The sequence below is a fragment of the Paraburkholderia sp. MM6662-R1 genome (assembly GCF_050436245.1).
Taxonomy (GTDB): Bacteria; Pseudomonadota; Gammaproteobacteria; order Burkholderiales; family Burkholderiaceae; genus Paraburkholderia; species Paraburkholderia tuberum.
This window is the reverse complement of sequence record NZ_JBNDLV010000001.1, coordinates 1,496,848-1,514,574: the sequence shown is the minus strand read 5'-3', so window position 1 is coordinate 1,514,574 and position 17,727 is coordinate 1,496,848. Positions and strand designations below refer to the sequence as shown.

At 64.5% G+C, this 17,727-nt stretch carries 19 protein-coding genes and 1 pseudogene; 12 read left to right on the top strand and 8 right to left on the bottom strand.

The annotated features are described in order from the left end of the window. Positions 1-2 precede the first annotated feature (2 nt). Positions 3-1,349: an AAA-associated domain-containing protein gene (locus OKW39_RS07240; protein WP_026225663.1), complete on the top strand. Its 1,347-nt coding sequence runs from the start codon at positions 3-5 to the stop codon at positions 1,347-1,349. Between the two features lie 67 nt (positions 1,350-1,416). Here OKW39_RS07240 and OKW39_RS07235 read toward each other — a convergent pair whose 3' ends face one another. The 3 genes from OKW39_RS07235 to OKW39_RS07225 all read right to left on the bottom strand — a co-directional run bounded on the left by OKW39_RS07235 (position 1,417) and on the right by OKW39_RS07225 (position 3,926). Further along, a complete protein-coding gene (locus OKW39_RS07235) occupies positions 1,417-1,953 on the bottom strand; it encodes a hypothetical protein (RefSeq protein WP_090803568.1) in 537 nt (178 codons plus the stop codon). Next, positions 1,950-2,528, bottom strand: coding sequence for a hypothetical protein (locus OKW39_RS07230; protein WP_429335941.1), 579 nt, complete (start codon positions 2,526-2,528; stop codon positions 1,950-1,952). Before OKW39_RS07230 ends, OKW39_RS07235 begins: the two co-directional genes overlap by 4 nt. A 339-nt stretch (positions 2,529-2,867) precedes the next feature. Then, entirely contained in the window at positions 2,868-3,926 is a 1,059-nt protein-coding gene (locus OKW39_RS07225; protein ID WP_429562336.1) for a sigma-54 interaction domain-containing protein, read from the bottom strand. 398 nt (positions 3,927-4,324) lie between these two features. Here OKW39_RS07225 and OKW39_RS07220 point away from each other — a divergent pair, with 398 nt between their 5' ends. The 6 genes and pseudogenes from OKW39_RS07220 to otsA all read left to right on the top strand — a co-directional run bounded on the left by OKW39_RS07220 (position 4,325) and on the right by otsA (position 9,090). Beyond that, positions 4,325-4,642: a DUF883 family protein gene (locus OKW39_RS07220; protein ID WP_184059523.1), complete on the top strand. Its 318-nt coding sequence runs from the start codon at positions 4,325-4,327 to the stop codon at positions 4,640-4,642. A gap of 58 nt (positions 4,643-4,700) precedes the next feature. Then, entirely contained in the window at positions 4,701-4,952 is a 252-nt protein-coding gene (locus tag OKW39_RS07215) for a hypothetical protein (protein WP_018419790.1), read from the top strand. A gap of 269 nt (positions 4,953-5,221) precedes the next feature. Beyond that, positions 5,222-6,622, top strand: coding sequence for a sigma-54-dependent transcriptional regulator (locus OKW39_RS07210; protein WP_429562335.1), 1,401 nt, complete (start codon positions 5,222-5,224; stop codon positions 6,620-6,622). A 121-nt stretch (positions 6,623-6,743) separates the two neighbouring features. After that, positions 6,744-7,001: pseudogene (locus OKW39_RS07205) on the top strand (hypothetical protein); the annotation flags it as partial. A gap of 214 nt (positions 7,002-7,215) precedes the next feature. Continuing rightward, the gene (locus OKW39_RS07200) at positions 7,216-7,428 is read left to right on the top strand and encodes a hypothetical protein (protein WP_429335943.1); all 213 of its coding nucleotides are present in this window, start codon (positions 7,216-7,218) and stop codon (positions 7,426-7,428) included. Between the two features lie 234 nt (positions 7,429-7,662). Then, the gene (otsA, locus tag OKW39_RS07195) at positions 7,663-9,090 is read left to right on the top strand and encodes an alpha,alpha-trehalose-phosphate synthase (UDP-forming) (RefSeq protein WP_090803575.1); all 1,428 of its coding nucleotides are present in this window, start codon (positions 7,663-7,665) and stop codon (positions 9,088-9,090) included. 85 nt (positions 9,091-9,175) lie between these two features. Here otsA and OKW39_RS07190 read toward each other — a convergent pair whose 3' ends face one another. From OKW39_RS07190 to OKW39_RS07170, 5 genes are all read right to left on the bottom strand, one after another. Further along, on the bottom strand, positions 9,176-10,594 hold the full coding sequence (locus OKW39_RS07190; protein ID WP_429562334.1) for an MFS transporter: 1,419 nt from the start codon (positions 10,592-10,594) through the stop codon (positions 9,176-9,178). 117 nt (positions 10,595-10,711) lie between these two features. Next, positions 10,712-11,215 (bottom strand): YbhB/YbcL family Raf kinase inhibitor-like protein, encoded by a 504-nt coding sequence (locus OKW39_RS07185; protein ID WP_429562333.1) that lies wholly within the window; start codon positions 11,213-11,215, stop codon positions 10,712-10,714. 241 nt (positions 11,216-11,456) lie between these two features. Then, a complete protein-coding gene (locus tag OKW39_RS07180; protein WP_090803578.1) occupies positions 11,457-11,903 on the bottom strand; it encodes a very short patch repair endonuclease in 447 nt (148 codons plus the stop codon). Between the two features lie 30 nt (positions 11,904-11,933). Further along, the gene (dcm, locus tag OKW39_RS07175) at positions 11,934-13,226 is read right to left on the bottom strand and encodes a DNA (cytosine-5-)-methyltransferase (RefSeq protein ID WP_429562332.1); all 1,293 of its coding nucleotides are present in this window, start codon (positions 13,224-13,226) and stop codon (positions 11,934-11,936) included. A gap of 306 nt (positions 13,227-13,532) precedes the next feature. After that, positions 13,533-13,859 (bottom strand): hypothetical protein, encoded by a 327-nt coding sequence (locus OKW39_RS07170; protein ID WP_429362065.1) that lies wholly within the window; start codon positions 13,857-13,859, stop codon positions 13,533-13,535. A gap of 203 nt (positions 13,860-14,062) precedes the next feature. On the opposite strand from OKW39_RS07170, the gene OKW39_RS07165 reads away from it, so the two are divergent. From OKW39_RS07165 to OKW39_RS07145, 5 genes are all read left to right on the top strand, one after another. After that, positions 14,063-14,254 carry a CsbD family protein gene (locus OKW39_RS07165; protein WP_090803583.1) on the top strand — a complete coding sequence of 64 codons (192 nt, stop codon included), beginning with the start codon at positions 14,063-14,065 and terminating at the stop codon, positions 14,252-14,254. A gap of 229 nt (positions 14,255-14,483) precedes the next feature. After that, positions 14,484-14,705, top strand: a complete 222-nt coding sequence (locus tag OKW39_RS07160) for a hypothetical protein (protein ID WP_090803585.1) — start codon at positions 14,484-14,486, stop codon at positions 14,703-14,705. 128 nt (positions 14,706-14,833) lie between these two features. Further along, entirely contained in the window at positions 14,834-15,541 is a 708-nt protein-coding gene (locus tag OKW39_RS07155; RefSeq protein ID WP_184021434.1) for a glutathione binding-like protein, read from the top strand. Between the two features lie 127 nt (positions 15,542-15,668). Further along, a complete protein-coding gene (locus OKW39_RS07150) occupies positions 15,669-16,745 on the top strand; it encodes an acyltransferase family protein (RefSeq protein ID WP_429362063.1) in 1,077 nt (358 codons plus the stop codon). A gap of 142 nt (positions 16,746-16,887) precedes the next feature. After that, entirely contained in the window at positions 16,888-17,727 is an 840-nt protein-coding gene (locus OKW39_RS07145; RefSeq protein WP_429362061.1) for a hypothetical protein, read from the top strand.

The following is a 17,727-nucleotide window of genomic DNA, read 5'->3' as shown; positions in this document are numbered from 1 at the left end:
CGATGCAAAATCCTAAAGCTGCTATGACCGCCGCGCCGATCCAGACGCCGCCGAAGCCCCCGCGCCTCGGCGAGGAAATCCTGCGCGTGAAGGACGTGTGCCGCGGCTTCAACAAGACGCAGGGCGAACTGCTCGTCCTCGACGACGCGAATCTGTCGCTGCGCGAGGGCGAGATCGTCGGCCTGCTTGGCCGTTCGGGCTCGGGCAAGTCGACGCTGTTGCGCATCATCGCCGGTCTGATCGAGCCGACCGACGGCGAAGTCACGTACATGGGCAAGCCGCTCGCAGGCCCGGCCAAGGGTGTCGCGATGGTGTTCCAGACCTTCGCGCTGTTTCCGTGGCTGACCGTGCTGCAGAACGTGGAAGCGGGTCTCGAGGCGCAAGGCGTCGGTGCGTCGGAGCGGCGCACGCGCGCGCTCGCCGCGATCGACCTGATCGGCCTCGACGGCTTCGAAAACGCGTATCCGCGCGAGTTGTCGGGCGGCATGCGCCAGCGCGTTGGCTTTGCGCGCGCGCTCGTCGTCGATCCGACGCTGCTGCTGATGGACGAGCCGTTCTCCGCGCTCGACGTGCTGACCGCCGAAACGCTGCGTACCGACCTGCTCGATCTCTGGACGCAGGGGCGCATGCCGATCAAGGCGGTGCTGATCGTGACGCACAACATCGAGGAAGCGGTGTTCATGTGCGACCGCATTCTGGTGCTGTCGTCGAACCCGGGCCGCGTGATCGCCGAGATCAAGGTGCCGTTCAAGCATCCGCGCAACCGTCTGGACCCGGCATTCCGCCGCCTTGTCGACGAGATCTACGCGAAGATGACCGCGCGTCAGACCGACGAAAAGACCAAGAAGGGGCTGGAGCTCGGTAGCTGGCTGCCGCACGTGTCGACCAACCTGATGGCCGGTCTGATCGAAACGCTCGCCGCCGCGCCGTATCACGGCCGCGCGGACATGCCGGAAATCGCGCGCTCGCTGCATCTGGAGGTCGACGATCTGTTCCCGATCGCCGAAGTGCTGCAGCACCTCGGTTTCGCCGACGTGCGCGAGGGCGACATTTTCCTGACGCCGCCGGCGCGCGTGTTCTCCGAGTTCGGCACGCAGGAACGGAAGATGATGTTCGCCGAGCATCTGCTGCGGCACGTGCCGCTCGCGGCGCGGATCAAGAAGGTGTTGAACGAGCGGCCCGGACATCGTGCGCCGCGCGTGCGTTTCGAGCAGGAGCTCGAGGACTTCCTGTCGGACAGCGCGGCGGAAGAGACGCTCGACGCGGTCATCAACTGGGGCCGTTACGGCGAGATCTTTTCGTATAACGACCAGACCGAAATCTTCAGTCTGGAAGACGTGGAGTCTTAAGCCTGGGTTGCCGCGGAAACGACTGCGGTCCAGACAAAAAAGCGGCGAGGAAAACCTCGCCGCTTTTTTATTGCAGATTGCCCCAGCGTGCAACCGCCGGCTCGGCCGTCGCCCACTTCCAACCCTTGTCCTGCTGGCACGCGCTCGCCGTGAACCACCTCTCGGGCGCGTTCGGGCCGTCGCCGTCCTGCACCGAGAACACGAAATCCTTGCACAGCGCGAGCGCCGAGCTGAACGCGCGGGTCACGCGCACCTCGCCATGGCCGTTTTCGATCGGCAAGGTGTGCTTGACCGACCACGGTTTCGTTTCGCCGACCGGCATCGTGCCGACCAGCGCCGCCATCAGATCCTGCTGATCCTTGTGCATGCTGCGCATGTAGCGCGCGACCGCTTCGTCGGTCGCGGCCTGCACGGCCACGCCGACGCCGAGCGCGACGGCCGGATTGCTGGTCACGAGGCCTGACGCGATACCCGCCGCCGCGCCGCTCGCCGCGCCGATCGACGCGCAGCCGCTCGCCAGCAGGCTCGCGCCGACGCATAGCGCGCCGGCCGCGATGAGCCGCATCCGATCACCCATCGGAACGCCAAGCGAACGCAATTTCATTGCAGCGCACCCCAGCGCTCGGTGGCGGGTTCGGCCGATGCCCAACGCCAGTCCTTACCATCACGGCAAACCGATGCGATGTAGAACGCGCTGCTCGCGGGCTTGTCGCGGGTTTCGTTTTGATCGACGGAAAAGACGATTTCCTTGCAGTCGAGCGGGCCGGTGCTGATCAGACGGCTGACGGTCACGCGGCCGTGTTCGTCGTCTTCGATTGGGAAAGAGTGGGTGATGCTCCACGGGGCGACCGCGCCGACCTCGAGCGGACCGGCCGCCTGCGCGATGCTGTTCTGCGTATTCGTGTGAACTACGCGCTCCGAGTACTGCACACCGGCGCGCGCGGCGGCGACCGCGCCAAGACCGATACCGGTCGCGACCGCCGCATTGCTGGTGACCTTGTTGGCGACCGCGGCGCCCGCGACACCGGCGCCCGCGACCGCGCCTTCCGAGTACAACGAACTACAGCCGCTCAATGCCGACGAAACCGCCAGCGCCAGCGCGATCAGCGCTGCTACGTGGGGGCGTTTGCCAGCGACATCGGACTTCGCGTTGACAGCCCACACCATGTTCTTTTGCATTTCTCCCGTCCCTGCCCGTACAGGTGCCTGCGTTCACGCTTCGCGCGTGTAAACGAAGGACACGTCGTTCATTATGCAGCCGCATTGTGCAGGATGCGTTTTGTAATTGGCAGCGAAAAAGTGCAAGAAATTGCAAAACATCGTGCACTGTGATGTTTTCTGTCGCATGGGCGGGCTTACCTGGCTCTGCCAGGTATTGGGGACATCAGGTAAATTTGCCGTCGGCGTGAGACGTTGAGCAGGTGAATTCGGTGCCGCGAAACCCGCGGCGAAAGGATCATGACGAACAGCGCAACAGCTGGCCGCCGCCATCGGCGCACGGCTCGCGTTGCACCGTGCCTATGAGTCGGCTTCGTCTTCCCCGCTTTCGTCGCCGTATGCGCTCAGCCGGTTGTACAGCGTTTTGAGGCTCACGCCGAGCGCTTTGGCAGCGCGTCGCTTGTCGCCGCCGCAGTACTTGAGGGTGCCGAGAATGATCTGCTTCTGCGCGTCGGCGAGCGGCGTGCCGATCCACACGCTCATCGCGTCGCCTTGCGTGACCGCTTTCTTGACTCGCGACGCAAGATGCGGATGCGGCAATTCGACCGTCTTTTCCGCGAGAATGAACGCGCGATAGACAGCGTTCTTCAACTCGCGCACGTTGCCCGGCCACGACCATGAACGCAGCGTTTCGATCGAGCGTTTGCTGAAGCTCTTGTGGGTGCCTTCCTGCTGATTCAATTGCGCGAGGAAGTGTTGCGCGAGCAGTTCGCGATCGTTTTCGCGCTCGCGCAGCGGCGGCGCGCGCAGCGGAAACACCGCGAGCCGGTACATCAGATCCTCGCGCAAGCCGTTTTCCTTGACGGCTACGGCGGGGTCGCGATTGGTCGCGGCGATCACGCGCACGTTGCCGCTGATCAACTCGTTGCCGCCGACGCGATAGAACGTGCCGGTTTCGAGCGCGCGCAGCAGCTTGACCTGGCGCACCGGCGCCATTTCGGTGATTTCGTCCAGAAACAGCGTGCCGCCGTTCGCATGTTCGAAGTAGCCGACGCGGCCCTGGACCGCGCCGGTGAAGCTGCCTTTTTCGTGGCCGAACAGTTCGGCTTCGATCAGCTCATCGGGAATCGCGCCGCAGTTCACGGCGACGAACGCGCCGTCCTTGCGGCCGCTGCGCTCGTGAATGGTGCGGGCGATCAGCTCCTTGCCGGTGCCCGATTCGCCGATGATCAGCGCGGTCGCGTCGGTATCGGCGACGCGTTCGATCTGTTCGTACAGATCGAGCATTACCGGCGACGAGCCGTACAGCAGCCCGTACGATTTCAGTCCCGCGACGGCGTCCGCGACGCGCTGCTTCGCTTGTGGCGAAGCATTGCCACCGGCGGACACGGTGGGCGAGTCCAGATCGATTGACGCCATAAAAAGGGAAGTCCTGTGCAAATGGAGTTCGTATTGCGGCGCGCAGGCCTTGAATGCGATAGACCGTACAGCCACTATCTCATAAAAGACGATTTAACCACTTCGACACTGATTCCGGCAATCGAACTGGCAGCCGCTGAAATAGCCGTGCGCGCAATCGGTCGAAAGTGCGCGAAATTGGCTTTATCAGCGCGTTGGAGCGGTAAATATACCGGGCACATGCATTGCATCATTGACCGTTTGATCGAGTCGTGCGAGGTTTGACGGTTACGTCGCAGCGCCGCCGGCCGGCGCAAACCGGCAGCCCGCATCGTGCGCCCGAAGCCCGAACTGTTGCACCGGTCAACGCACCGATTCCGCGGCAACGCACGAACGCCGAATCAGACGAGGAGTGAACGATGACTGACACCACACAACAACTTGCACTCGGCGGACAGAAGATCGTCGAGGATCTTCGGGTGCTGCTGAGGGACTCGGAGGAAATGCTGCGGCTCGCCGCCAACGTGCCGGGCGAAGGCGTCGGCGCCTTGCGCGACCGGCTCGGCACGCACGTGGAAACGCTGCAATCGACGCTCGGCGATGCGCAACGCAACGTGCATCGCCGGTATCGCGGGGCGGCGGTCAGCGCCGAGCACTATGTGCGCCATAACCCGTGGCGCTCGCTCGCGCTCGCGGCGGGCACCGGGTTTCTGCTCGGCGTGCTGGTCGCGCGTTAGACGCGGCGCACGCTTGGCACGGCTGCATCCATCCGCATCACGATCCAAGGAGTTCATGATGACACGACCCACGATTGGTTTTTTTGGCGCATTGATGGCAATCGGCGGCTTCCTGGCGGTTCGCTACGTGCAACACAAGCGCACGGGCCAGGTCTCACCGGCGCGCGAGCTGAGCCGCTGGGAAAACGAGGGCGGCGCGGTGGCGGCGCCGGCGACTTTGTCGACCGAGCTGGCGCCTGCCTCGCACAGCGCCAACGGCTCGGGGCAGGTCAACGGCGAACCCCGCGCATGGCCGTTTCCGCGCGGCTGACGCGGTTGGCTCGAATGCAACGCGGCCTGCGGCCGGCGCCTGGGACGGGATTGTTAAATGAATCTTATAAAGCCGTATAATAGGTAAATAGACAACAATGACGCGGAAGTTGGCGCGAATCTGGCCGTTATTGTTGCAATTTTTCATCAAATGGTCGGCGGAACGGAACGCAATCGAGTCCGCGCCATGCAGCCGACCGGACCCAGCCGCATGCCCATTGGCATGTTCCGCATATTTTCTGACCCACGCTTGCAGGCTTTCGAAACGCGATGCCACATGTACTCATTGTCGATGACGACGCAGGTACCCGTGAGGCACTTTCCGCCGTCATCGGGGAAGACGGGCTGACCACCGCCACCGCGGGCGATCTGCGCGAAGCGCGTATTCAACTGATCCGGCAGATGCCGGACGTCGTTTTCACCGACCTGAAGCTGCCCGACGGCAGCGGGGTCGATCTGTTCGAAGATCTCGATCCGCGCTCCGGCGTCGAAGTGATCGTGATCACTGGCCACGCGACGGTCGAGTCGGCGGTCAGCGCACTGAAAATGGGCGCGGCCGACTACCTCGTGAAGCCGATCAACATGCAGCGCGTGAAGTCGATCCTGTCGCGCCTGCCGCGCGCCGGCGACCTGAAGGCGGAAATCGGCACGCTGCGCGGCGAGTTGCGCCGCATGGGCCGCTTCGGTCTGATGCTCGGCAATTCGCCGGCGATGCAGGAGGTCTACGACCAGATCAGCCGCGTCGCGCCGACGGCGGCCTCGGTGATGCTGGTCGGCGAATCGGGCACCGGCAAGGAAGTTGCCGCGCAGACGCTGCACGAGCTGAGCCTGCGCCGCAAGCACGCGTTCCTCGCGGTCAACTGCGGCGCGATTTCGCCGAATCTGATCGAATCGGAAATGTTCGGCCACGAGCGCGGTTCCTTCACCGGCGCGGACCGGCAGCACAAGGGCTATTTCGAGCGCGCGAACGGCGGCACGCTGTTCCTCGACGAAATCACCGAGATGCCGATCGAGCTGCAGGTAAAGCTGCTGCGCGTGCTTGAGACCGGCATGTTCATGCGCGTCGGCACGACCAAGGAAATCGAAACCGACGTGCGTCTGATCGCGGCCACCAATCGCGATCCCGAGCAGGCGGTGCTCGAAGGCAAGCTGCGGCTCGATCTGTACCACCGGCTGAACGTGTTTCCGATCAGCCTGCCGCCGCTGCGCGAGCGCGGCAAGGACGTCGAGCTGCTCGCGCAATCGTTCCTCGATGAGCTCAACGAGCGTCACGGCACGAAGAAGCATTTCCCTGTCGCGGTGAAGGACATGCTGCTGTCGTATCCGTGGCCGGGCAATGTGCGCGAACTGAAGAACTACGTGCAGCGCGCGCACATCATGTCGAGCGGGGATTCGGATAGCACGGCGACGGTGCCGTTGCAAATCACGCTGTCGAAGCCCGCGGCCGGCACCGCGATCACGATCCCGTTCGGCACCTCGCTCGCGGAAGCCGACCGTCAGCTGATTGTTGCGACGCTCGAGCAATGCGGCGGCGTCAAGACGCGCGCCGCGGAAATTCTCGGCATCAGCCTGAAGACGCTGTACAACCGCCTCGTCGAGTACGGCAACGATGCGCGCGACGACGGCGATCCCACCGACGAATCACGCGCACTCGGCGGCGCGGACGCCTGATCCGCGCCTCGTTCGCACGTCATCCGCGTCCCCAGTATCCGCCCGCCCGGGCTTCCGGGCGGGCACCCGAACGGCACAAGCCTTGCTGCGCTCCGGTGGAACGCAAAACGAGGTCACCGACATGCCGCACCTGCCGCCGCACCTGTCGCATTACGCTGCCGTTTCCGCGCCGTCCAGGCCGTTGCACGCTCATCGGCCCGAGCCGGTCGAGCCGCCCACTGCACCTCCCATCGCGCCGCCGGACCCGGCCGAACCCGACACGATCCCCGGCCCGACACCCGATCCGATCGAACCCGTCGAACCGGTCACGCTGCCGATCGGCGATCCGCCGCCGCAGCCAACGCAAACGCCTCAGGCCGCCGACCGTCCGTCGCGACCCGCGGCAATGTTGATACGACCGTCGATTGTCGGCGCCCTGTCGCGCACTCGATGGAACCACATCCCGCACTGCAAGGCGTCATGCCTTGGGTCGGTGCAGAGCATTGCTGTACTTGTTACAAAGCCGGCGCATGTTTTACCGGCAATTTACGGTTTCGCCCCCTAGACTGTAGGGATGCCGCGACAAGCGGCAGGCTTCCCCCGGAGGCACGATCATGAGACATCCCGCATTGCGACGTTCCGCGCGGCACCCCAAGCGCGGGCCACGGCCGGCCGAGGTCGAGACTGGGCCGGTGGTGTCGCCGGACCCGGCCGCGCAGAATCGGATCGCCCCGCATACGCCGCCGGACGGCGAGCACAACCAGGGCGGGGTGCGTCAGGAAGGCCTCGAATACCAGCGCGATCTGGGCTCGGAGCAGGATGCCTGAGGCAGCGTAGCACCCGGGCGGGGGTATCCCGGCGACCCGGGATACCGGTAAGAAAGACCTCTGGATTCGTCGGATCTAACAGAAAAATCTTCTTCGCAATCCGTGATGATTGCGGGGATTCGCTCGTTTGTCACATTTTCATACAACTTTATTTCCGATATCTCATATATCGGCACGATGATTGCATGCACCGTTTTGGCGCAATTCCGCATACAACGAAACAATGGAGCACTAATGAGCAGATTGATCGTGGTATCGAATCGTGTCGCACCGATTCAGGAAGCGCGTCCGGCAGCGGGCGGGCTCGCGATCGGCGTGCTGGACGCACTGAAGGAGACCGGCGGCGTCTGGTTCGGCTGGAGCGGCGAAACGGTCAGCGAGCCATCCGCGCCCGTGATCGAGAAGCAGGGCAACGTCACCTACGCGACTGTGGGCCTCACCAAGCGCGATTACGACGAGTACTACCGCGGTTTTTCGAACACCACGTTGTGGCCGACCTTCCACTATCGCAACGACCTGTCCCGCTACGACCGCGAGGACTACGCGGGCTACCAGCGCGTCAACGCGACGCTCGCCAAGCAGCTCAAGGAACTGCTCAAGCCCAGCGACATCATCTGGGTGCACGACTACCATCTGCTGCCGTTCGCGCGCTGCCTGCGCGAGCTCGGCGTGAAGAACCCGATCGGCTTCTTCCTGCACATTCCGTTTCCGGTGCCCGAAGTGTTGCGCACGATTCCGCCGCATGAAGAACTCGTCAAGGCGATGTGCAGCTACGACGTGATCGGCTTTCAGACCGAGGCGGATCGCCAGTCGTTCGTCGACTATATCGAGCGCGGTCACCATGGCACGTCGAGCGAAGACGGCATGGTGCACGCGTACAACCGCTTCCTGAAGGTCGGCGCGTACCCGATCGGCATCTATCCCGACGCGATCGCGAAGACCGCCGAGCAGTTCACCGACCGCAAGGCGGTGCGCAGCCTGCGCGACGGCATGCGCGGGCGCAAGCTGATCATGAGCGTCGACCGGCTCGATTATTCGAAGGGGCTGGTCGAGCGCTTCCAGGCATTCGAGCGGCTGTTGCAGAACGCGCCCGGTTGGCACGGCCGCGTGTCGCTCGTGCAGATCGCGCCGCCGACCCGCGCCGACGTGCAGACCTATCAGCGCATCCGGCAAACGCTCGAAGGCGAGGCGGGCCGCATCAACGGCCGGTTCGCGCAGCTCGACTGGACGCCGATCCAGTATCTGAACCGCAAGTACGAGCGCAATCTGCTGATGGCGCTCTTCCGCCAGTCGCAGGTCGGCTATGTGACGCCGCTGCGCGACGGCATGAACCTGGTGGCCAAGGAGTACGTCGCGTCGCAGGATCCGGCCGATCCGGGCGTGCTCGTGCTGTCGCAATTCGCGGGCGCGGCCGAGCAGCTGCCGGGCGCGCTGGTCGTCAATCCGTTCGATCTGTCGCAGATGGCCGAAGCGCTCGAGCGCGCATTAGCGATGCCGCTCGCCGAACGTCAGGCGCGTCATGCGGACATGATGGAGCCGATGCGCGAGAGCAACCTGTCGGTGTGGCGCGATACGTTGCTCGATGATCTGCGCCACGTCGCGACCGCGTCTTCGGTGACGGCCAAAGCGGTAAAGCTCGCTGACGTGACGGCATCGCCCTGAGCCGACAGGCGCGGCCCGCGCGGGCGGGCGGCGCGTGTGTGCCGCTCACGTCGTGCATGTCTTGCGCGCGTAACGGCCACAGCCCTCAGGCCGGCTGCGCCACCTTCTGCACGACCCGCATCGTGCTGACGACCGCCGCGACCGCCGAGAACCCCGCGGCCACATACAGCGCGATGATCGTCCCGCTCTGCGGCGCGACGCCGAAGATCAGCGCGACCAGCGCCGCGCCGAGCGTTTGCCCGGTCAGGCGCGCGGTGCCGAGCATGCCGCTCGCGCCGCCGCTGCGTTCGCGCGGCGCGGACGACAGCATCGTGCGATTGTTCGGCGACTGGAAGATGCCGAAGCCCGCGCCGCACAGCGCCATGCGCCACGAAATCTGCAGCGCGTCCGGGTGAGGCCCGAGCGTCGCGAGCAGCAGCAGGCCGACGGTCATCGCGGCGAGCCCGACGCCGCCGAGCCAGCCGGCCGATATCCTGTCCGACAGCACGCCGGCAATGGGCGCCGCGATGATGATGATCGCGGGCCACGGCGTCATCAAAAGACCCGTTTCGACCTGCGACATGCCGAACGTTTCCTGCAGCAGGAACGGCAGCGACACGAACGCGAGCATCTGCGCGCAGAACGAGCAGACCGACGTGCCGATCGACAGCGCGAACACCGGAATACGCAGCAGGTCGATCGGCAGCAGCGGGGCGGGCCGCGTCAGCTGGCGACGCACGAAGAAGTAGCCGATGACCAGCGCTCCGAGCGCCTCGAGCGTCACGTAGCCGAAACGCTCGCCGTGGCCGAGGCCATCGACCGCGAAAATCAGCAGGCCGAACACGAACGCGTTCATCACCGCGCTCAGATAGTCATACGGGGATTCGTGGCCGGGGTTCATCGGCAGCGCCTTGAAGCCGCCGACGATCGCCGCGATCCCGATCGGCACGTTGATCGCGAACAGCCACGGCCAGCTCGCGATCGCGAGCACGCCCGAGGCGACCGTCGGCCCGACCGCCGACGACACCGCCACCACCATCGCGTTGATCGAGACGCCGCGCCCGAGCTGGTTGGGCGGATAGATCATGCGCACGATCGCGGTGTTCACGCTCATGATGCCGGCCGCGCCGAAGCCCTGGATCACTCGCGCGAACGCGAGCGTCGCCAGCGAGTTCGACAGCGCGCAACCGAACGACGCGACCGTGAACAGGATCAGGCCCGACAGATAAATGCGCCGGTAGCCGATGCGGTCGCCGAGCGACGCGAGCGGCAGCAGCGAGATCGTGATCGCAAGCTGATACGCGTTGACGACCCAGATCGACGCGGCGGCGCTCGCATTGAGGTTGCGCGCGATCGTCGGCAGCGCGACGTTGGCGATCGCGCTGTCGAGCACCGCGAGCGTCAGCGAGAGCGCGATGACGAGCATCGCCCAGTAGCGTTGTGGAACCGGTAGGCCCAGTTCCTTGCCTTCGAAGCGGGAAGTGGAGGACGTCGAGCCGTCCGTGCGCGGGGAGGGTGCGTTCATCGATTGTTTGATTTGTCGGAGATGTTGGCGCGCCTGTGCGCGGCTCACGCGCTGGCCGCTGCGGGCGTATCGGTCGGCGCGGCGCCGGCGTTACCGGGCGCCGGCGCCGCGCGTGCGTTATTTGAGTTCGTAAAGGCCCGTGTGGGTCGTCGAATCGATTTCGTTCAGGTGCGTCATGAAGCGCGCGACCGCGTTGGTGGTTTCCGCGCTGACCGGCAGATGCGGCACTTTCAGCGCATGCAGCCGGAAGATATAGCGATGCGTGCGATCGCCGCGCGGCGGCGCGGCGCCGCCGAAGCCGACCGTCCCATAGTCGTTGCGCACCTGCATCGCGCCCTGCGGCAGCAGCGAGCCGTCGGCCTTGCCGGCGTTGCGCGGCAGCGAGCGCGCGTCGGCCGGAATGTTCACCACGACCCAATGCCAGAAGCCGCTGCCGGTCGGCGCGTCGGGATCGTGAACGGTGAGCGCGAAGCTTTGCGTGTCCGCGGGCGGCGCTTCCCATTGCAGCGACGGCGAGATGTTTTCGCCGTCGCTGCCAAACGCCTTGTCGTTGTACTCGTGGGCTCTCGGCATGAAGCCGTTGGTGGGAAAATCGTCGGACCAGAGACGGAAGTCAGCCATGATGTGCCTCCCTTGTTGATTGGTTCTGGGATCGTCGGAGTTCGCGATGTCGCGGCGGGCGAGGCGCATCTCGCGGCATGCCGAAGCGCGTGAGGACGTGCCGCGAAAGCGCCTGGAAGCACCCGGAAAACGCCGCCGAAGCGTGCCTCGAAGGCATCTCGAAAGCGCGCCGGGTGAGCCTTTCGAGTGTAGCACCAGCGGCCGCGAGACTCGCGCGAGCCGGGCAGGTCGCGCGCGGTTTTCAGCCGCGTTCCTCGAACTCCGGCGCGTCGCTTCCGATCCACGCGACGAGCCGCTCGATCACGCCCGCGATATCGCGATTCGCGCCCCGCAATGCGCATTCCCACACGACCGCGACGCGCCAGCCGCTCGCGAGCAGCGCGGCGCGCACCTTGTCGTCGTTGCTGCGATTGCGGCCGATCTTGTCGCGCCAGAAGTCGGGCCGCGTCTGGGGCCATTTGAACAGATGACAGTCGTGGCCATGCCAGAAGCAGCCATGCACGAGCACCACCGCGCGATAGCGCGGCAGCACGATGTCGGGGCGGCCGGGCAGATCGCGCGCGTCGAGCCGGAAGCGCAGGCCCCGCCGATGCAGCAGGCTGCGGATCAGGATCTCCGGCTTGGTGTTGCGGCCGCGAATGCCGGACATCATCCGGCTGCGCGTCGCGCTATCGACGATATCGACCATCGTCAGCGGGCCAACGGGTCGCGCGGCCGCTCACGCGTAGAGCGGCAGGGAGTGTTTCGACGCATCGCGGGTCGGGTGGGCAAGCAGGGTTTGCACATGCGGCAGCATGATACGCGCCACTTCGCGCATTACCGGCATCACGACGCTATTGCCGAACTGCCGGTAGGCCTGCGTATCGCTGACCGGAATCCTGAAGGTGTCGGGAAAGCCCATCAGTCGCGCGCATTCGCGCGGCGTCAGGCGACGCGGGCGCAGCGCCTCGCCCTGATAGACGAGAATTTCGGAGCCATCCTTGTGATAGCGCGCCGACAGCGTGCGCGTCACGCTGTCCGGATAGGCCATGCCGAAACCGAAGCCGTTGCCCGCCGCACGATGCTTGGCCGCGTAGTTTTGCAGATACGCCCACAGCTTCGGGGTGAGCGTGTACTTCGGCTGCACGCGGCGCGCGGTGTGGTCGAAGAAGCGGTCGTGGTCCCACGGCAGCATCGGTTCCGTGCCGTCCGTGCGATGCAGGATTGCGCCGAGCCGCGGACCCTGTTCGGGCAGGCGCAGGTCGTCCCATGTGAACCCGGTCTTGCCGCGAAAGCCCACCACGATGATGCGCTCGCGATGCTGAGGCGTGAAATGCTGGCCATCGATCACGCGGTAGTGCACCTCATAGCCGAGCTCGTCGCGCAGCGTTTGCAGGATCACGTCGAAGGTGCGGCCCTTGTCGTGCGACAGCAGGTTCTTTACGTTTTCGAGCAGGAACGCGGCGGGGCGCTTCGCGGCGATGATGCGCGCGACGTCGAAAAACAGCGTGCCCTGGGTCGTGCATTCGAAGCCGTGCGGCCGGCCAAGCGCGTTTTTCTTGCTGACGCCGGCGATCGAAAACGGCTGGCACGGAAAGCCGCCGAGCAGCACGTCGTGGCTCGGCACGTCCTCGGCGGGAAACGTGACGATGTCGCCGATCAGCGCGTGCGCGCCGCCGCTCGCGGAGTTGTCGCCGTGGTTCTCGCGATAAGTCCGCGTCGAGAACTCGTTCCACTCGCTGGTGAACACGCATTCGCCGCCGTGCGCCTCGAAGCCCATGCGAATGCCGCCGATACCCGCGAACAGATCGATGAAGTGGAAGCGCGCCGCGTCGCCCGCGTGTTGCGCCTCACGCGCGCCTTGTCGCAGCAGATCGCGCAACGCGGGTTCCAGCATCGCGGGACAAGGCGTTTCACCTTTTTCCCAGCGACGCACCGTCTTGATGTCCTTGCCGACATGGGCTGCGATTTCGCGTTGGGTGAAACGGGCGCGCGCCTGCTTGAGCAGGTCGAACGGGGCGGCGAGGGTCACGTGGCGTCCTTGCTGGGAATTTTTGCGGACATTATGACCTAAGGTCGTCCCCTTTCCCTATTGTCGGCGCCGATTGATCAGGAATTTTTCGCGATACGTCGCTCCGCTGCGTTCGTCTGCGGCGAAACATGCCTGTGACGAATGCGGATAGACGCTTGTCCCGTGACGCTGGTTTCCGGCGTTGCGACGTGTGTTGGCGACCGCGACCTCGTGCCCGGCCGCTTTTTTTTCGGCGCGAAAGACGAGCCGCGTGCCGGCTTGGCGCCACGCATGCGGGTGCAGCGGGTGGGGCGGATGCGGATGCGGTCAGGCCGACTTCACCTTCTTCACCGGGCCAGCCGGCTCGAAACGCGAGGTCGGTGCGGGCGCGAAGCGTTCCCATTCGGGCAGCGGCGTCGAGGCCAGCCGATCGAGTTGCAGCAGCAGGCTATCGACTTTGTCCAATTGGGCGGTAGAAAGCTGGCCGCTGTCGACCAGCGCGGTCAGTCGTTTGCGCCAATAGGCGGCTGGCAGGATCGGACCGCCGAAATCGCCGCGCAGCGATACGTGCATCACCCGCGCGATGTGCGCGATGTCGTGATCGATCAACGCAGCTTGCGATGATCCCGAAATCGTAGTCTCCGTGCGGTCCATGACTCCTCCCTGAGCGCATTTACGGCGGTGCGCGGCGAGACTTTAGGCCTTTTGATAAAAAATTTGCCCGATCGCGCGTCGGCGTTCGCCGGTGCCGCGGCCCGGCGCGCGCAGCAGCTCCCGGGAACAGCCGTTGCTGCTTCCCACACACCGGCGCAATACCGCGCCGGCATTTCCGTCGACTACGCATATGGGAGCCGAGCATGAACAAGGATCAAGTGAAGGGCGTTGGCGAGCAGGTCAAGGGCAAGGTCAACGAGGCCGTCGGCAAGGCCACGAAGGACCCTGCGAAGGAACTCAAGGGCGACCTGCAGCAGGGCGCCGGCAAGGTGCAGAAGGCCTATGGCGATGCGAAGGAAGACGCCAGGGACGATGCAAAGCGCGGTCGTCACTGAACCCGTTCGATGCAGGTTGCCGTAACGGCGGAGGCGTCGCGATCGTCGCGGCGCCTTTGCATTTTGTACGGCGCAGGTCGGACACGACGCGTCCGATTTCACCAGCTGGGTCACGGCCGACGTTGGCGCGGCGGCCGGCCTGGGAGTAACCCGTGATCGCGATGATCGGCATTCCGCACGCGCTGCGAGCCCTTTAGACTTGGCGCAATCCCATCAGGAGGTCGCGCCAATGACACCCGAAAAGATACTTTCGATGTTTGAACGGCAGTATTTGGAAGGCAAGGCGCCGCCCGATCTCGAAGCGACCTGCGCGAACTTCGCGACGTGGCTCGCGACCGCGTGGGAACTGCTCGACGGCACCGAAAAGACGCTGCTGCTGACGGTCGGCGCGGCGCTGTGGCGCGAGGGCTTCAACGTGCGCGCGGGTACGGCGACGAAGGACTTGTGGTGAACCGCCGATCGCGAACGGCGCTGTTGCCGCAGCGTTTGTAGGGTCTTCACGCGGCCTCGCACGCGTTGTGGCGAGTCGGTTTATATTGGGCGGTCTTGCAATTTCTGTCCCATAGGGCGACCGAACCCATGACCGATTTATCCGCTTTCGCGATCACGAAGAAATGGCCGGCCGAGCATCCGGACCGGATTCAGCTCTATTCGCTGCCGACGCCCAATGGCGTAAAAATCTCGATCATGCTCGAGGAAACCGGCTTGCCGTACGAGCCACATCTGGTGCGCTTCGATACCAACGATCAGATGACGCCGGCGTTTCTGTCGTTGAACCCGAACAACAAGATTCCGGCGATCCTCGATCCGAACGGTCCCGACGGCAAACCGCTGCCGCTGTTCGAATCGGGCGCGATCCTGATCTATCTCGCCGACAAAAGCGGCCGGCTGATCCCGCGGGACGCCGCCGGGCGCTACGAGACGATCCAGTGGGTGATGTTCCAGATGGGCGGCATCGGTCCGATGTTCGGCCAGGTCGGCTTCTTCCACAAATTCGCCGGCAGGGAGTACGAGGACAAGCGTCCGCGCGATCGCTACATCGCCGAATCGAAGCGGCTGCTCGGCGTGCTGGAGCAGCGCCTGGAAGGACGCACATGGGTGATGGGCGATCAGTATTCGATCGCCGATATCGCGATCTTCCCGTGGGTGCGCAATCTGGTCGGCTTCTATGAGGCGGGAGAACTGGTCGGCATTCAGGACTTCCCGAACGTGCGGCGCGTGCTGGCCGCGTTCGTCGAGCGTCCGGCGGTGGTGCGCGGCCTGAATATTCCGCAACGGCCGGCTTGATGGCCTGAGCGTTTCGCGAGCTTGACCGCTCGGCCGCCCGGGCGCGAATCGAACGCGCCCGGCCACTCGGCATCGCGACGCTCTGCGCTGCCATGCCCCCCTTACGCACTTTGCCGGATCGAAGGGCATGACAGGTATCAGGAAGTATCGATCAATTCAGGCGTTGCGCGCGCTCGCCGCGCTGGGCGTCGTCGCGTTTCATACCGACGGCATCGTCGCCGCGCATGGCTGGCTCGTCCATGTTTTTCCGCGCGTGTCGCGCTATGGCGAAATCGGCGTCGACGTCTTCTTCGTGATCTCCGGCTTCGTGATGGTGCTGGTGACTCAGGGTTTGCCCCCGGGAATCCAGTCGGCGCGCTCGTTCATTTGCGCCCGCATCGCGCGGGTCGTGCCGCTCTACTGGATTCTCACCGCGTTGTTTATCGCGCTCGTCGCGTTCGTGCCGGGCGTTTCCGAAGCGTTCGGTCATGCGCGCGTGAGCGCCTGGCATGCGCTGTCGTCGTTTCTGTTTCTACCGTCGATGAGCTGGACCGGCATGGCCGCGCCCGTGCTGGGCGTCGGCTGGACGTTGAACTACGAGATGTGGTTTTACGGCGTGTTTGCCGCGGCGATGTGCGTAACGAGACGTCGTCTGCTGGCGGTAGGGGCGTTCCTGCTCCTGACGTCCGCGTTGCATCTGCTGCCCGGCGAGGGCGTCGCGTTCGCCTTTTACACGAATCCGCTGGTGCTGGAGTTCGTGTTCGGGTGTTGCTTCGGAGCCTGGTATGCGACGGGGCGGACGGTGCCGGTGGCCGCGGCGGCGGGATTGCTGGTGGCGGTCGCCGCAGCGGGCGTGTTTGCGCCGAGGTTGACCGATGCGAACCGGTTTCTCGTATTTGGCCTGCCGGCGTTGGCGGTCGTGGTGGCGGGATTGTCGGTCGAGAGCAAGGTGCGGTGGAACAGGTGGCTCGAGCGCATCGGCGATGCGTCGTATTCGCTGTATCTGACGCATCTGCTCGCGATGCCGGTCGTGGTCGGCTTCATGCAGATGATCGATGTGCGACATCGGTTGCCGGGAGATCTGGTTGGCGGGGCGGTTGTGGTCGCGTCGACGGCGGTGGCGCTCGGGTCGTATCGGTGGGTCGAGCGACCGGCAAGTCGGGCCGTGGCCAGCTGGATCGCCGGGTTGTCGTGGGGAAGCGCGGTAGCCGGAGCGAAGCGGTAAGCGTGCTTCGACGGGTTTTCGTGTCCTTGAAATTAATACCGCTGAGCGCGTATAACCTTTGAGGTGAGTAAAGTTCTTACCGGCTTATCGGGCGAGAATCGCGCGACAGCGCTGTGATGCGACTGGACGAAAAGGTGAAGCAATGAGCGCCGTTACATTGTTCGCGTGGTCCGTTCCGGCGTATTTCCAGGATTCCGTGGTCGACCATACATGGGTGACGACCTACGACAGCCGCGTGAAGATTTACCCAGCGCTGGCGGACGTCCTGATCGCGGGCGAGCACTATTGGTACAGCTGGGGCAGCTTCCACGCCCGAGGTGGGACGCCGGTCAGTGCGGATGGTTTTTTGGCTTCCGGCGCGGCAAATCTGCTTTATGCTAGTTGTCTATGTAAGCCCGATGTGGACTCGAACATCGATCCGGCCGCTCGTGGAACGATATTCAGCTATGGTCGCGATGGTGTATGCCATCAGCTGTCAAACCAGATTCTTTGGGCGACCGGCAGCGGTGGAGCGGCTCCAGCTACCGTCCGCATGTCCAGGGGCTACTGGTTGAGCATCGCGATCTTCGGACCATACGGCAAGCAGCATGCTGCATGGGCGAGCAAGAAGATTCAGTGCTCGACACCAAGCGGGAGTGACGCGATGAAGCCAGGACATCAGGAATCCGATGTCGACGATTTTGAGGAGCATCTTCAGGCGACTTTGAAGGGTCCCGACGCGGATGCGAAAATCAAGTCGTTGATGAATCATCGACGCGCATTTATGGTGCGGGTCGAGCGTTTGCAACCTGCCCCGCAGGGCAGCGATGTTCCGTCCGCCTCGGAGCTGAACCAGGCCTATTCGTCTTTTCTCCACGACGCTGCTGACATTCTGGGTCCCGAGGACTTCGAGCGAGTTTTTGGTGAACGCCCAAAGGATCAGATGAACGTCGTCGACCCTTCGATATATGAGCAAAGTGTCCGTCGGCCGATGCAAAAATAA

Coding starts and splice junctions, on each gene's coding strand:
- OKW39_RS07240 (WP_026225663.1), top strand. CDS start 3: ATGCAAAATCCTAAAGCTGCTATGACCGCCGCGCCGATCCAGACGCCG.
- OKW39_RS07235 (WP_090803568.1), bottom strand. CDS start 1,953: ATGAAATTGCGTTCGCTTGGCGTTCCGATGGGTGATCGGATGCGGCTC.
- OKW39_RS07230 (WP_429335941.1), bottom strand. CDS start 2,528: ATGCAAAAGAACATGGTGTGGGCTGTCAACGCGAAGTCCGATGTCGCT.
- OKW39_RS07225 (WP_429562336.1), bottom strand. CDS start 3,926: ATGGCGTCAATCGATCTGGACTCGCCCACCGTGTCCGCCGGTGGCAAT.
- OKW39_RS07220 (WP_184059523.1), top strand. CDS start 4,325: ATGACTGACACCACACAACAACTTGCACTCGGCGGACAGAAGATCGTC.
- OKW39_RS07215 (WP_018419790.1), top strand. CDS start 4,701: ATGACACGACCCACGATTGGTTTTTTTGGCGCATTGATGGCAATCGGC.
- OKW39_RS07210 (WP_429562335.1), top strand. CDS start 5,222: ATGCCACATGTACTCATTGTCGATGACGACGCAGGTACCCGTGAGGCA.
- OKW39_RS07200 (WP_429335943.1), top strand. CDS start 7,216: ATGAGACATCCCGCATTGCGACGTTCCGCGCGGCACCCCAAGCGCGGG.
- otsA (WP_090803575.1), top strand. CDS start 7,663: ATGAGCAGATTGATCGTGGTATCGAATCGTGTCGCACCGATTCAGGAA.
- OKW39_RS07190 (WP_429562334.1), bottom strand. CDS start 10,594: ATGAACGCACCCTCCCCGCGCACGGACGGCTCGACGTCCTCCACTTCC.
- OKW39_RS07185 (WP_429562333.1), bottom strand. CDS start 11,215: ATGGCTGACTTCCGTCTCTGGTCCGACGATTTTCCCACCAACGGCTTC.
- OKW39_RS07180 (WP_090803578.1), bottom strand. CDS start 11,903: ATGGTCGATATCGTCGATAGCGCGACGCGCAGCCGGATGATGTCCGGC.
- OKW39_RS07170 (WP_429362065.1), bottom strand. CDS start 13,859: ATGGACCGCACGGAGACTACGATTTCGGGATCATCGCAAGCTGCGTTG.
- OKW39_RS07165 (WP_090803583.1), top strand. CDS start 14,063: ATGAACAAGGATCAAGTGAAGGGCGTTGGCGAGCAGGTCAAGGGCAAG.
- OKW39_RS07160 (WP_090803585.1), top strand. CDS start 14,484: ATGACACCCGAAAAGATACTTTCGATGTTTGAACGGCAGTATTTGGAA.
- OKW39_RS07155 (WP_184021434.1), top strand. CDS start 14,834: ATGACCGATTTATCCGCTTTCGCGATCACGAAGAAATGGCCGGCCGAG.
- OKW39_RS07150 (WP_429362063.1), top strand. CDS start 15,669: ATGACAGGTATCAGGAAGTATCGATCAATTCAGGCGTTGCGCGCGCTC.
- OKW39_RS07145 (WP_429362061.1), top strand. CDS start 16,888: ATGAGCGCCGTTACATTGTTCGCGTGGTCCGTTCCGGCGTATTTCCAG.